This window comes from Sinimarinibacterium thermocellulolyticum, assembly GCF_040327995.1.
Classification (GTDB): Bacteria; Pseudomonadota; Gammaproteobacteria; order Nevskiales; family Nevskiaceae; genus Solimonas; species Solimonas thermocellulolyticum.
Genome location: NZ_JBEPIJ010000022.1, coordinates 1 through 13,834 on the forward strand (window position 1 = coordinate 1; position 13,834 = coordinate 13,834).

Consider the following 13,834-nt stretch of genomic DNA (forward strand, 5'->3'; position numbering starts at 1 on the left):
CCGCAGGCGCGGCACTTCAGACGTCCATCCCCCAGGCGATAGTGCCGACAACCTGCACATCCGGGACATCGCTTCATGACCAAATCCTCTCAGATTTGGTCCGGTTTGCTTAGGAATTACCTTCTTCAAAGGCCTTGAGTTGTGTTGCGCGCGCGTGGACGGTAAAACGGCGGGCCGTTCAAGCGAAGGACTGTGATGGACTGGAACGTCGAATTGCTCGGTAACACGATCGGGGACTGGCTCACCGCGCTCGGCCTTGCGCTGACCATCAACGTAGTCGTCGGCCTGCTCAAGTGGGCCATCATTGCGCGCCTGGCCAGGGTCGCGAAGCAGACCAGCATCGCCCTGGACGATGCCTTCATCGCCGTCGCCCGGCGCACACGCCAGTGGCTGATCTTCGGCGTGACCCTGTTCATCGGCACGCGCTATCTGGAGCTGCCGGAGCGGGTCGAGGCGGTGCTGACCGGGGTCGCCACCGTCGCCGCCTTCCTGCAACTCGGCTTCTGGGGCATGGCCGGACTCGAGTTCTGGCTCGAACGCTACCGCCAGCGCACGCTGCAGACCGACGCTGGCGCCGCGACCAGCCTCGCCGCCTTGAGCTTCATCGGCCGCGTGCTGCTGTGGGCCATCGTGCTTTTGCTGGCCCTCGACAACCTCGGCGTCGATGTTACCGCGCTGGTCGCCGGCCTCGGCGTTGGCGGCATCGCGGTTGCGCTCGCGGTGCAGAACATCCTCGGCGATCTGTTCGCGAGCCTGTCGATCGTTATCGACAAGCCCTTCGTCATCGGCGACTTCATCATCGTCGATAACTACATGGGCACGGTCGAGCACGTCGGCCTGAAGACCACGCGCATCCGCAGCCTCGGCGGCGAACAGATCGTGTTCTCGAATGCCGACCTGCTCAAGGCGCGCGTGCGCAATTACAAGCGCATGTACGAGCGCCGCGTCGTGTTCACGTTCGGCGTGCTCTATCAGACCACGCCCGAGCAGGCGGAGAAGATTCCGCGCATCGTCGAGGAGATCGTGCGCGCGCAACCGCTGGCGCGCTTCGATCGGGCGCACTTCTTCAAGTTCGGCGACTCGTCGCTGGACTACGAGGTCGTCTACTGGATGAAGGATCCGGAGTACGCCAAGTACATGGACACGCAGCAGGCGATCAATCTCGCCCTGATGCGCGCGCTGGCCAAGGAAGGCATCGGCTTTGCGTATCCGACACGCTCGCTGTACGTCGAGGCGCCGGTCAGAGTCGAGGTCGCGCCGGCGCCTTCGGCGTCCTGAGCCGCAGCGGCGGCGGCGTCGACGGCGCCGCCGCGCCGGTTGCGCCGTAGAGGCGGCGCTGCCAGGCGTTCTGCGTCGCGGCATCGGCTGCCGCCCAGCAGCGCAACTCGCCGCCGACGAGACCCGCCACCGGCACGCCGTCACGCAGCAGCACGCGGTTGCCGGGCAGCGCCGGCACACGCTCGCCGGGAAACAGCACGCCGGTGAGGTTCAGCGGATCACAGCCGGCGAGCACCACGTAGTCGTCGGCACAGGCTTCGCGATACCGGCGCAATGCGGCCGCCGCTTCGGGCAGCGCGAACTGCTCGCCGGCGAAGCCGCTGACGAAGCGGCCGCCGCGAATCTCGTCGCGCGCTTCCAGGCGGCGCAGCACATCGTGCAGCTCGCGCCACGGCGGCAGCCGCGCCTCGCGCTCGATCAGCGCGCGGAACACGACGCCGTAGCGGCGCAGCAGCAGGCGCGCCGTGGCTTCGACATCCGGCGCTGGCGCGTCCTCGCTGCGGCGCCGCGCGCCGACCAGCGACCAGCGGCCGGCGCTTTCGAGGTTCTGGAACACCGCGCGTGCACCGCCGCGACGCAGGGCCCGCGTCTTGACCTCGGCCGGCGCGATCAGCGCGCGCAGACCGGCGAAGCCATCGGACGTCACCAGGCCGTGACCGACCAGCTCGCCGAGCGCGGCCTCGACGTGGCTGCGCAGCAGGCCGGTGTCCTCGACCAGCTCGACGAAGAACGAGGCGCCATGCGCGCGCAGCGCATCGAGCAAGGCGCGTGCGGCACCCGACAGCTCGACCTCATCGTCCGGCGGCATCTGCCAGACGGCGGCGCGCTCGCGCGGCAGCAGCAGGATCGGCGTCGCGCGCACCGGGCCGGACTTTCGCGCGTCGCCGCTGCCGGCCGGCAGGCGCTGCCAGACGATGCGCCCGGACGCCGCGAGCTGATCGAGCCAGGCCGGATCGTAGCGGGGCAGCCGCGCCGGCAGCACCTCGCTTTCCCAGGCCGCCGCGGCCACGGCGACGCCTTCGAGCTGGGCGAGCACCGCTTCGAGCGCGACCGGACCGTCGCGCGTCGCGCCGCCGGCGATGCCCTGCCACTCCAGCAGAAAGCGCATGCACGCGGCCGGCGACACCGGCTCGAAGCCGGCGCGCTTGCGCTCGCGCGTGTAGCGGTGGATGCGCGCGAGCCGCCGGCGCTCGCACCACCCGATGCCCCCGGTACCGGAGAAATCCCCGCGCATGACGTAGCCCTGGGCCTCGAGCGCGAGCAGCGCGATCTCGGCTTCCGATGAACCGATCGCGAGCGGCGCGGCGAGTGCCGCGGCCGTGACCGGCCCATGCAGTTCAAGCCGGCTGCGCAGCAGCTCGCGCAGCGCGGTGTCGCGATCGACTTCGGCGCCGAGCAGCGGCGCGTCGCCGTGAACGCTCGCCTGCGGCAGCGCCATGCGCAGCTCGCGCAGACGCTCGGCCGCGCACCATAGCGACGGCTTGCCCGGTGCGTCGATGCGCGCGACCCGCCGCGCGATGAGCAGCTCGTCGAGCATCGCTGCCCACGGCCGCAACTCCTCGTCGGTCAAAAAGCCAAACACGATCAGCGCGTCGTGCAGTTCGTCGGGGTTGGCCGGGGCGGGGCGCATCTCCTCGCGCACCCGCGCGATCGCCTGCGGATCGATGCGGCCGAGATTCGCAGCGTCCTGCACGTCGAGCGTAGGCGAACGCACCGCGAGCGTGCGCCGCTCCTCGGCGGCGCCGTCGTCGAGAAAGGCGTAGGGGCGCGCATTGAGAATCGACGCCGACAAGGGTGACGGCGCGGTGAGGTCGCAACAGACGATCTCGACCTCGCCGGACTCGATGCGCCGCAGCAGTGTAAGAAGGCCATCGGCGTCCATCATCTCGTGCAGGCAGTCGTCGAGTGCCTGGTGCACCAGCGGGTGGTCCGGCACTTCGCGATCGCCCGGCAGGTTGTCCTGACAGGCGACGGCGTCGGGGAAGGCGTGCGTCAGCAGGTCCTCGGCATCGCTGCGCTGGAACTGCGGCGGTACGCGCTTGCCGTTGCGGTTGCGCGCGATGGCGAGCGCAACCGACGCCGCCCAGCGCCAGCGCGTCGGGAACATCGGCGCCTGCAGCACTGCCTGCACCAGCTTGTCGGCCGCACTAGTCGAGTGCAGGAAGCCGCGCACGTCGTCGAGCGCAAAGCTGTGCGTGGGGCCCAGCGAGAGCACCAGTGAATCGTCGAGCGCGGCCGCCTGCAGCTCGAAGTTGAACTGGCGGCAGAAGCGCTTGCGCAGTGCCAGGCCCCAGGCGCGCATGATGCGCGCGCCCAGCGGCGCGTGAATCACCAGGTGCGTGTCTCCCACCTCGTCGAAGAAGCGCTCGAAGACGATGCGCTGCTGCGTCGGCAACAGGCCGAGCGCGTTGTGCGCAGCGGCAAAGTACTGCGCGAGCTGCTGCGCGGCGCTGGCGTCGAGCCTCAACTCGTCGCGTAGCCAGCGTTCGCAGGCCTCGCTGCCGCCCGCGGTCAACTGCCGTTCCGCAGCTTCGCGCAAGCGCGACACCGCGGCCGAGAGCTCATCGCTGCGCGCCGGCGCCTCGCCGAACCAGAACGGCATGTTCGGCGGCTGGCCCTTGGCGTCCTCGACGAAGACGCGGCCGGTCTCGACCTTCAGAATCCGGTACGAGGTGTTGCCGAGCTGGACGATGTCGCCGGGCAACGACTCGAATGCGAAATCCTCGTTGAGCGTGCCGATACGCTGGTCCTCGGGCGCGAGCACGACGTCGTAGTCGAACTGGTCGGGAATCGTCCCGGCATTGGTCACCGCGGTGAGCTTGGCGCCGCGGCGGCCACGCAGGCGGCGGTTGACCGCATCGAAGTGCAGCAGCGCGCCGCGGCGGCCGCGGCGGCTGGCGTAGCCGTCGGCGAGCATCTGCACGACGGCCTCGAAGCGTTCGAGTGGCAGTGCACGATACGGCAGCGCGCGTGTGAGCGTGGCGTGCAGATCTTCGAGCCCCCACTCGCGGCACGCGACCTCGGCGGTGATCTGCTGGGCGAGCACGTCCAGCGGCGCGCGCATCAGGCACACGCGGTCCAGCTCGCCGCGTTGCACGCAGTCGAGCAGGGCGACGCATTCGGCGAGATCGTCCAGCGACAGCGGAAACAGCCGGCCCTTGGGCAGCGCCCTGACCGCGTGACCGGAGCGGCCGACACGCTGCAAAAAGGCGTTGATCGAACGCGGCGAGCCGAGCTGGCAGACCAGATCGACCTCGCCGATGTCGATGCCCAGCTCCAGCGATGCGGTCGCGACCAGTGCCTTGAGCTGGCCCGACTTTAAGCGCTGCTCGGCGCGCAGCCGGTGTTCCTTGGCGAGGCTGCCGTGGTGGGCGGTCACATGCTCCTCGCCGATGCGCTCGGCCAGATGCCGGGCCACGCGCTCGGCCATGCGCCGCTGATTGACGAAGATCAGCGTCGTACGGTGGTCTTCGGTGAACTGCGCGAGGCGATCGTAGATCTCGGTCCAGACCTCATTCGCCATCACCGGCGTCAGCGGCGAGCGCGGCAGTTCGAGCGCGAGATCGCGTTCGCGCGCGTGGCCGACATCGACAATCGCGCAGTCACGGTCATCACGGCCGACCAGAAAGCGTGCCATGGTCTCGATCGGCTTTTGCGTCGCCGACAGGCCGATGCGCACGGGCGGGTGCTTGCACAGCGCGTCGAGCCGTTCCAGCGTCAGCGCCAGATGCGCACCGCGCTTGCTGCCGGCCACGGCGTGCAATTCGTCGACGATGACGCTGCGCACCGAGCGCAGCATCGCGCGGCCGGCGTCCGAGGTCAGCAGGATGAACAGCGACTCTGGCGTCGTGACGAGAATGTGCGGCGGCGCGCGGCGCATGCGTTCGCGTTCCAATGCGCTGGTGTCGCCGGTGCGCACCGCGTCGCGGATGGTCACCTCGCCCAAACCCATCGCCCGCAGCCGTTCGCGGATGCCGGCGAGCGGCGCCTGCAGGTTTTTCTGGATGTCGTTCGACAGCGCCTTGAGCGGCGAGACGTAGAGCACGTGCACGGCGTCGTCGAGGCCGCGGGTGAGGCCTTCGACCACCAGCTCGTTGATCGCGCCGAGAAAGGCCGCGAGGGTCTTGCCCGAGCCGGTCGGAGCGCTGATCAGCGCGTCGCGTCGGCGCGCGGTGACCTGCCAGGCCTGGCGCTGGACTTCGGTAGGCTGCCCGAACGCGTCAGTGAACCAGTCGGCGACGGCGGGGTGAAAGCGCCACTCATTGCCGGAGGTGTCCGGCACCGGATCGATCGGGGACAGAATCGGCTGCATGGGCCGAGCATAGCGCCGGGGGTGGACGCGCGGGCAGGCTTGCCCGGCTTAGCTCCGGCGCCGGTTCGTTCTACGTCAACCCTCTGGCGGCCACATTGTTGAATACGGGCCAAACATCACTGCCGGCGTCGCCGACATCCGGCGTGGCACCAGTGGCTGCTCGGCTCAGCCCGGCACGCCGGTGCAGGGGGTGGTTCGCGCGCGTGACGGGCAGGCAGCGTCCCGGCTCGCGGGTCCCGCGCGCCGACCCCATCGGCGCGGATCCGCGGCCCGGTCTGGCTTGGGATTAAGGTGCGCGCAGGCTGCGGATCGCCTCGGCATAGGCCTGCGGCGTGCGGCTGGGCAGCGAGCAGCGGTTCTCATTACAGACGTAGCCGGCGGCGAAGGGTAACCGCGGAAACGGAATCGCCAAATTCGGCGGCGGCGCCTGCGCAGGGTCCCACCAGTCCATCCGTTTGTAATAGCCATGCGCGGCGAGTGCAACACGGTAGAGGGCGCGCGCGGCCGGATCGTCGTGGGCACCGACCACGCTGAGGTGTAGCGGCGCGCTCGCCAGTTCCGCATCGGCAAGCAGGATGCCGGGCTCGGTGACGAGTCCGCGGATGCGCGCCGGCGCAGCGAGATAGCGCATTGCGTGTTCGGCCGCCTCGCGATGCCGTCGATCGCCGCTGTAATGGTGCAGCAGGTTCATAAAGCGTGCCAGCCGGATGTTCTCGGCCAGATCGGCATGGCGCGAGATCGGTCCGACGTCGAGCAGCGCGGAGGCATAGCCAGCCTCGGGCATGCGGAAGGCGTCGAGCGCCTGCGCGGCCGCGATGGCGTGTTGCAGCCACTGCGCTTCGGCGCTGATGCGGTACAGCGCGAGGAACGCCGCGCCGGCACCAAGCGTGTCGCCGAGGTATCGCTGTGCGTCGCCGTTCTCGTCGCGGCGGTATCGGCCATCGTCGTCGCGCCGGTTTGCCAGCAGCCAGCGTCCGGCGGCCAGTGCGGCCGCGCGCGCTGCGGCATCGTCACTGTACTCGTCCAGCGCGGCGAGGCTTTCGGCCGCCAACGCACTGGCTTCGGCGTACAACGTCGGGTCGATGCGCGGCATGCCGCGCGCGCGTCGCCCCGCGTCGTCGAGGGCGAAGTAGTCGGCGGATTTCTGCCCCGGCACCACATCGGCATCCTGGCTGTTGTAGAAGGCTCCGGAAGGCGCACGCAAGAACTTCAGGAGATAGTCGCGGATCGCCTGTGCGCTGCGCAGATCCTGCTCGCGTTGCAGTCGCGCCCAGGCCAGGGCGTAAATGCGCATCGCCCCGGCTTGGCTGCGCATGATCTTCTCGTAATGCGGCCGGTCCCAGCGGCCGCCGGTCGAGTACTGATAGATACCGCCCCAGATTGGATCGATCAGCGCGCGCGCCGCATCGAGTGTGCCGACCGCTTTGCGCCGCTCGCCGGCAAGGTCGGCGTGCAGCAGCGCGTACTCGACGCTGTCGCGATCGAGAAACTTCTGCGCGGTCCGTAGGCCGCCGGCGGCAAGATCGGCCATCGCCTCGTGCCGGCGGCGCAGATGCTCGCGCGAGGCCGCGTCCAGCATTGTCCCGGCGACGGGGGCCGCGGCGGGTGGCGCGCGTTCCGGTGTTGGATCGGCGGCGATCGCGCGCAGAAGCCGGGCGAAATCCTGCGGTGCGCGATAGCCGGCGCGCTTGACCAGATCGCGGCCCTCGGCGTCGAGGAAGATCAGCGCCGGCCAGCCGTAGTCGCGGTAGCGGTTGGCGAGCAGCGGGTTGGCGTCATGATCGACGCGCAGCGCGATGTAGTGTGAGTCGATCAGCGCGACCACCTCGGCATTGGTGAGGGTTTCGCGCTGCATCACATGGCACCAGTGGCACCAGACGGCCTCCAGGTACAGGAACACCGGGCGCTTTTGCGCGCGTGCCAGTGCGAAAGCCTGCTGCGGATCGCTCAGCCAAGCGATGCCCGCCGCAGCCGGGGAAGCGGGCGCCCGCGGGCTGCAGAGCAGCGGCAGGGCGACGGCGAAGGCGAGCGCGAAACGGAGATTCATCGTCGGCGGCGGGCGGCAGGTCCGCCCGGGACTACGTTCGAGCGCTGCGGCGGGATGCTGCGCGGCGCCGCGGCTGACGTTTCGAGCCAAAGCCTCTTGGCCATGCCCGGGATTCGCAGTTCCCCACGTCGTTGGCAGGCGTATCCGGCGGGTGGGGTTGCGTAACCGACGCACTTTGGGGCGTGCGGGCGGCGTCGCTTGGCCGGACTGCCCAGATGCGCGGTCTTGGGGGCGCGCCGATGTGCACGGACGGTTGCGAGGACACCGCATCCGGCCGTTTCACAGCGTCAACGCCCGATCGCTCCCGAGGCGCCGCGTGTAAAAGCCGGCCGCGGGCAGGCCGGGCCGCAACCGGCGCGTCAGAGCGTTGCGAGGAGCTCGGCGAGATCCGCGCCGTCGAAGCCCGTGTCCTTGCAGGGGCCACCGTCGAGCACGGCTTGCGCCAGCGCCGCCTTGCGCGCCTGAAGTTCCTGGATTTTCTCTTCGACGGTGGCGCTACAGATCAGCTTGTAGACGAACACCGGCTTGTCCTGGCCGATCCGGTGGGCACGGTCGCTGGCCTGGTTCTCGACCGCCGGGTTCCACCACGGATCGTAGTGGATCACGGTGTCGGCGGCGGTGAGGTTGAGCCCGACGCCGCCGGCCTTGAGGCTGATGAGGAACACGGGGACTTCGCCGCGCTGGAAGCGCTCGACCAGCGCGCCGCGGTCCCGGGTCGCGCCGGTGAGCTCCAGATGGTGGATGCCGCGCGCTCGCAGGGCCTTGGCGATCAGTGACAGCATGCTCGTGAACTGCGAGAACACCAGCACGCGCCGATCCGCGGCGATCAGTTCGTCGAGCAGTTCGAGCAGGTGGTCGAGTTTGGCCGACTCGTCGACCGCGGCCGCGCCGTCGAGCCTGACCAGGCGCGGGTCGCAGCAGACCTGACGCAGCTTGAGCAGGGCGTCGAGCACGATCATGCCGGACTGTTCGAGCCCGCGCGCGGCCACCGCCTCGCGCACGCGGCGATCCTGAAGCGCACGCAGCGCCTCGTACAGCTCGCGCTGGCGGCCTTGCAGATCGATGCGGCGCAGGATCTCGGTACGCGGCGGCAACTCGGGCGCGACGTCCTCCTTGCGCCGGCGCAGGATCAGCGGCGCGATGCGCCGCTTCAGGCGCGCTTCGCGCGCGCGGTTGCCGTGTTTTTCGATCGGCGTGCGGTACAGCGCGGTGAAGCTGCGCTCCGAGCCGAGCAGGCCGGGTTCGACCACGTCCATCTGTGCCCACAGCTCGCCCAGGTGGTTTTCGAGCGGCGTGCCGGTGACCGCGAGCCGCCGCTCGGCGCGCAGCTCGCGCACGATCTGGGCCGTCTGCGTGCGTGCGTTCTTGATCGTCTGCGCCTCGTCGAGCACCAAGAGCCCGAACCTTGCGCGCTTGAGCAGGGCGTGGTCGCGCGCGATCAACGGGTAGGTGGTGAGGACGATGTGCGCATGGGCGATGCGTGCGTACAGCTCGCGTCGATCGGGCCCGTGCAACACCAGCAGTTGCAGCTCGGGCGCGAAGCGCCGCGCTTCGGCTCGCCAGTTGGCGACCAGGCTGGTCGGCACGATGATCAGCGCGGGTAGCTTGAGCCGGCCGCGCGCGCGCTCGGTCCAGATGTGCGCCAGCACCTGAACGGTCTTGCCCAGCCCCATGTCGTCGGCGAGCACGCCGCCGAGCCCGGCACGGGCGAGGGTGTCGAGCCAGCCCAAGCCTTGTTGCTGATACGGCCGCAGGCTCGCGCGAAAGCCTTGCGCCACGGTCACCGGCTCACGCGGCGCCGAGAGCGCGGCGAGGCGCTCGCGCAAGGGTGTGCCGTCCACGACGCGCAGGGGCAGTTCGTCGAGGATCGCGGCCTGCGGCAGGCGTAGGCGCAGCGCGCCGGCCTCGCCCCCGCCGTCCGCCTGCCGTGACAGCCATTCGCTGAGCGGCTCGATCAGCGCGCGCAGGCGCACCAGCGGCAGCGGCACGCGCCGACGCTCGTCGACGGCAGCGAGCCAGACCGCGTCCGCCGGCTCGCGCGGCGCCGGCTCGATCGGAAAGCTCGGGTCGGCCAGCGCGGCGCGCAGCACCGGAATCAGATCGATGCGCTCACCGTTGACCTCGATGCCCAGGTGTACGTCGAACCATGCGCCGTCGCGCTCGGCGATGTCGATGCGCCAGTCGCTCGGCGCCGGCAAGAGCTCGACCGGAAAGTCCGCGTCGAATTCGAGCGCAAAGCCGGCGGCGGCGAGCCGCGGCAAGATCTTGGCGAGATGATCGGGCGAGGCCGGCCGGCCCTCGCCGCGTTCGAGCACGTGATCGCCGGTGCCGAAGCGCGCGAGTTCCTCGTCGTCGAGAAACAGGCCGACGACGGCGTCGGCCGGCAGCAGATGGAAGCCGCGCAACTGGTCGAGGATCTCACCCTCGGCCGCGTGCTGGCGCTCGACCGCCGCCGCGCCCTCGTCGATGCCGGCACCGCGGCTGTCGGCGGGGATGCGCCGGCCGCCGTAGTCGAAGCACAGTCGGGCGACGCCGATGCGCGACACCGGCAGCCGCCGCGAGCGCGCGGCGAGATGCTCGGTGCGCAGTTCGAGCACCGCGCGCAGCGGCGCGCGCGGCGCCGCCAGCTCCAGATCGAGCTGGAGCGGCTCGGCAGCCGGCGCGGGGCCGGGCGGCCGCGGCAGTGGCAGCGAGTGGGGCATCGCGACGTGCGCATCGAAAGGGGCAGCCGCACAGGCTAGCAAATCCGGCAGCAGCGTCGGGCGCAGCGCGTCGCAACGCCCCGGTGATCGCCGCCGCTTCCGCCAGCGACGCCGTTGTCAGCGCCGCCTGGCACGCATACGCTGGCGCCGCCCGGCTCCGGGCCCATCCACTGGGGGGACTGTCGATGACCATCACTCCGCTGTACGCCGGCCTGCTGGCGATCCTGTTTCTCGTGCTCAGCGCGCGTGTCATCCAAAAGCGCAACGTCGTCAGTCTCGGCGATGGCGGCGATCCGGACCTGCTGCGCCGCATCCGCGGCCACGCCAACTTCGCCGAGTACGTGCCGCTGGTGCTGGTGATGATGGCGATGCTCGAACACGGCGGCGCGGCGCCGGCGTGGCTGCTGCACGTGCTGGGCGCGACGCTGCTGCTCGCGCGCGTTTTGCACGGCATCGCGCTGTCGTTCACCGCGAGCTGGAAGTTCGGCCGCTTCTACGGAACGCTGCTGACCTTCATCGTGCTGGTCGTCGCCGCGGCCCTGTGCATCTGGCGCGGCGTTGCCGCGCTGATGGTCTGAGGATGTCGGCCGGCAAGCCATTCTCGCCGTCGAGCCAGCGCAATCGCGAACCGATTCTCGCGGTGCTGCGGCGGCATTTCGCGGACCGCCGGCGGGTGTTCGAGATCGGTAGCGGCACGGGTCAGCACGCCGTGCATTTCGCGGCGGCGCTGCCGCATCTGGTCTGGCAGAGCGCCGACCGCGAACCCTATCTGCCCGGCATCCGCGCCTGGCTCGCCGAGGCGGCGCTGCCGAACACGCCAGAACCCCTGATGTTCGACGTCAACGACGTGCGCTGGCCGATTGGCCCGTTCGACGCGGTGTTCAGCGCCAACACGCTGCACATCATGAGCTGGGCCGAGGTCGAGCGCCTGTTCGCGCGCCTGCCCGAGATCCTCACCGCCGACGCCAAGCTCGCGATCTACGGCCCGTTCAACTACGGCGGGCACTACACCAGCGACAGTAACGCCGCCTTCGATGCGCGCCTGCGCGGCGATGCGCCGCACATGGGCATCCGCGACTTCGAGGCGGTGGACGCACTCGCCCGCGGCGCGGGCTTCACGCTGCTCGAGGACTGTGCGATGCCGGCCAACAACCGCTGCCTGGTGTGGACGCGATGAGCAAGAACAAGCCGGCCGCGGCCGATGCCTGCGCCTGCGAATCCGGCAAGGCCTACCGCGACTGCTGCGGCCCGTATCACCACGGTATTCCGGCGCCGACGCCCGAGGCCTTGATGCGCTCGCGCTACAGCGCCTACGCGATGCGCCTGTCGCTGTACCTGCTGGCGACCTGGCATCCGCGCACACGGCCGCCGCCGGATGAGCTCGATCTGGGCGAGGTGCGCACCGCGTGGCTGGGGCTGAAGATCGTCCGCACCGCACAGGGCAGCGACGATGAGGGCATCGTCGAGTTTATCGCCCGCTACCGCGTCGGCGGCGGTCGCGCGGTACGCCTGCACGAGACCAGCCGCTTCGTGCGCGAAGGCGGTGTCTGGTACTACCTCGACGGCGTGATCAAGTCGAGCTGACCGCCGTCTTGCGCCGGGGCGCGGTGTAGCGCTTGCGCGGTTCCTGCAGGCTGTCGGGCGCGTCGGTGTACAGGCGTGGGCGCAGCCAGGCGGCGAGATCCTCGGCCGACAGGCGGCCCTCGCCAAGTGCAAGGAAGGTGAGGTACTTATCCTCGTCGCCCGCGACCAGCGTGGCACCGTTGAGCGCGAGAAACGTGCGGCAACTGACGAAGGCCGTGCGCTTGTTGCCATCGACGAAGGGGTGATTGCGCGCAAGCCCGAAGGCGAGACTGGCGGCCAGATCGGCAAGGTCCGGCGCCGGGTCGCCATAGGCATGCAGTTGCTGCGGCCGCGCCAGCGCCGACTCCAGAAGATTGGTGTCACGCACACCCGGGCTGCCGCCGTGCTCCGCCAGTTGCCGGTCGTGGATGGCGAGCACTAGGCGTGATTCCAGCCAGACGATCACGGTGGTCCCTCAACTGTCGGCGAGGCGACGCAACACGGTGCGATCCTCGCGCATGATCTGCTCCGCCACAGCCATCTGCTGCGCAAACGTCGGATCGTAGGCTTGCAGCTTGATGCCGTCCGGCAGCTCGGTGACATAGAGCGTGTCGCCCTTTTCGACGCGCAGGCGCGCGAGCAATTCCTTGGGCAGGACGACGCCGGCCGAGTTGCCGACGGTGGTGATGCGCAGTTTCATGGCCGAACTCGCATGGTTATAACGCGCGTGATAATACGGCATCCGAGCGTCGCGTCCCATCCTGCGCGGCGGCGGCCGACCGCGATCGTGGCTCATGTCAGGGCGCGGTGGCGCCGCTTGCCGAACGCAGGCCGAGCACCGCCGGCACGGTTCGTGCGAGACCCGGTACCGCAGACGCCGGCTGTTGCGCCCGGCCGCAGCCGGCGTCGCCGCACGCGTGTCACTTTCAGTCGGTAGCTTTCGCACATCCACGGGAGGACAGGGATGAACACCGCAGGCATGACGCCATCGGCGACGACGCCGAAGTCGACCCCCGGCATGACACCCGTCATGACCCTGTACACCGTTGCCGCCTCGCCATCGAGCGAGAAGGTGCGCTGGGCCCTCGACGCCGCGCACCTGCGCTATTGCGAGCATCGGCTGACGCCGTTTCTGCACCACGCGAGCAACCTGCGCATCGGCGGCAGTCTCGGCGTGTCGCTGCCGACCTTGCAGGCCGACGGCGAGCTGATCCAGGACAGCACGCAGATCCTCGAATGGCTGGAACGGCACCGCGCGCCGTTTGCGCTGATTCCGCAGGATGCCGAAACGCGCGCCGAGGTCATGCGCTACGAGGCCCGCTTCGACCACATCGGCATGCACGTCGTGCGGCTGATGTATGCCACGCTGCTCAAAGATCCCGATCTGGTGCGGCGGCTGTGGTCGCTCGACGCGGGTTTGGTGCAGGCACGCGTGCTGCGGCTGGCCTTCCCGCTGATTCTGGGTGTGTTTCGGCGCGGCCTGGGCATGGAGCCGGCGCTGATCGCGCACTCACGCAAGGTGGTCGAGCGTGCCCTGGATGAGCTCGCTCGCCTGGCCGACGGTGGGCGTGTCCATCTCGCCGGCGGCGCTTTGAGCGTCGCCGACATCACCGCGGCCTCGCGCCTCGCGCCGCTGGTCTGTCCGGACGAGCATCTGGTGTTCTCGGACCCGGAGTACCGCGACGCGATGCAGCCGCTGCTTGAAGCCTGGCACGGTCATCCGGGTGCGGACTGGGTGCGCACGATCTACCGCCTGCACCGCCGCCCCGAGTCGAGATGTCGCGGTGGCGCAGCGCCGCCGGCCCTTGCGGCCCATCGTCGGCGGCACCAGCAGGGTGCGCAGCGCAAGATGGCCGAGACCGTCTAGGGCGGCGGCGCGTGGCGCGCAAGTGCCGGATCGTGGCCCGCGCCCTATGCCGCTAAGGGCCTATA

At 69.9% G+C, this 13,834-nt stretch carries 10 protein-coding genes; 5 read left to right on the plus strand and 5 right to left on the minus strand.

The features are described 5' to 3' along the window. Nucleotides 1–195 precede the first annotated feature (195 nt). Nucleotides 196–1,278, plus strand: a complete 1,083-nt coding sequence (locus ABSH63_RS14105) for a mechanosensitive ion channel family protein (RefSeq protein WP_352890521.1) — start codon at nt 196–198, stop codon at nt 1,276–1,278. On the opposite strand, the gene ABSH63_RS14110 is transcribed toward ABSH63_RS14105, so the two are convergent. The 3 genes from ABSH63_RS14110 to ABSH63_RS14120 form a co-directional block, all read right to left on the minus strand. Beyond that, nucleotides 1,241–5,590 (minus strand): DEAD/DEAH box helicase, encoded by a 4,350-nt coding sequence (locus tag ABSH63_RS14110; RefSeq protein WP_352890523.1) that lies wholly within the window; start codon nt 5,588–5,590, stop codon nt 1,241–1,243. The two genes, ABSH63_RS14105 and ABSH63_RS14110, sit on opposite strands and share 38 nt — an antisense overlap. A 286-nt stretch (nt 5,591–5,876) precedes the next feature. Continuing rightward, the gene (locus ABSH63_RS14115) at nt 5,877–7,637 is read right to left on the minus strand and encodes a DUF255 domain-containing protein (RefSeq protein ID WP_352890524.1); all 1,761 of its coding nucleotides are present in this window, start codon (nt 7,635–7,637) and stop codon (nt 5,877–5,879) included. A gap of 359 nt (nt 7,638–7,996) precedes the next feature. Then, complete coding sequence (locus tag ABSH63_RS14120) at nt 7,997–10,339, minus strand: DEAD/DEAH box helicase (protein ID WP_352890526.1); 2,343 nt, start codon at nt 10,337–10,339, stop codon at nt 7,997–7,999. A 185-nt stretch (nt 10,340–10,524) separates the two neighbouring features. Between ABSH63_RS14120 and ABSH63_RS14125 the strand changes: the two genes are divergently transcribed. From ABSH63_RS14125 to ABSH63_RS14135, 3 genes are read left to right on the plus strand one after another with little or no spacing between them, the layout of a single operon-like run. Further along, on the plus strand, nt 10,525–10,917 hold the full coding sequence (locus ABSH63_RS14125; RefSeq protein ID WP_352890527.1) for an MAPEG family protein: 393 nt from the start codon (nt 10,525–10,527) through the stop codon (nt 10,915–10,917). Between the two features lie 2 nt (nt 10,918–10,919). Beyond that, nucleotides 10,920–11,516 carry a DUF938 domain-containing protein gene (locus ABSH63_RS14130; RefSeq protein ID WP_352890529.1) on the plus strand — a complete coding sequence of 199 codons (597 nt, stop codon included), beginning with the start codon at nt 10,920–10,922 and terminating at the stop codon, nt 11,514–11,516. Continuing rightward, complete coding sequence (locus ABSH63_RS14135; RefSeq protein ID WP_352890531.1) at nt 11,513–11,923, plus strand: YchJ family protein; 411 nt, start codon at nt 11,513–11,515, stop codon at nt 11,921–11,923. The genes ABSH63_RS14130 and ABSH63_RS14135 overlap by 4 nt, the downstream gene beginning before the upstream one ends. Here the strand turns inward: ABSH63_RS14135 and ABSH63_RS14140 are convergent. Both ABSH63_RS14140 and ABSH63_RS14145 read right to left on the minus strand, forming a co-directional pair. Further along, complete coding sequence (locus ABSH63_RS14140; protein ID WP_352890533.1) at nt 11,910–12,368, minus strand: type II toxin-antitoxin system death-on-curing family toxin; 459 nt, start codon at nt 12,366–12,368, stop codon at nt 11,910–11,912. The two genes, ABSH63_RS14135 and ABSH63_RS14140, sit on opposite strands and share 14 nt — an antisense overlap. 9 nt (nt 12,369–12,377) lie before the next feature. Then, complete coding sequence (locus ABSH63_RS14145) at nt 12,378–12,602, minus strand: AbrB/MazE/SpoVT family DNA-binding domain-containing protein (protein WP_352890534.1); 225 nt, start codon at nt 12,600–12,602, stop codon at nt 12,378–12,380. 264 nt (nt 12,603–12,866) lie between these two features. Between ABSH63_RS14145 and ABSH63_RS14150 the strand changes: the two genes are divergently transcribed. Continuing rightward, nucleotides 12,867–13,769 carry a glutathione S-transferase family protein gene (locus tag ABSH63_RS14150; RefSeq protein ID WP_352890535.1) on the plus strand — a complete coding sequence of 301 codons (903 nt, stop codon included), beginning with the start codon at nt 12,867–12,869 and terminating at the stop codon, nt 13,767–13,769. Nucleotides 13,770–13,834 lie beyond the last annotated feature (65 nt).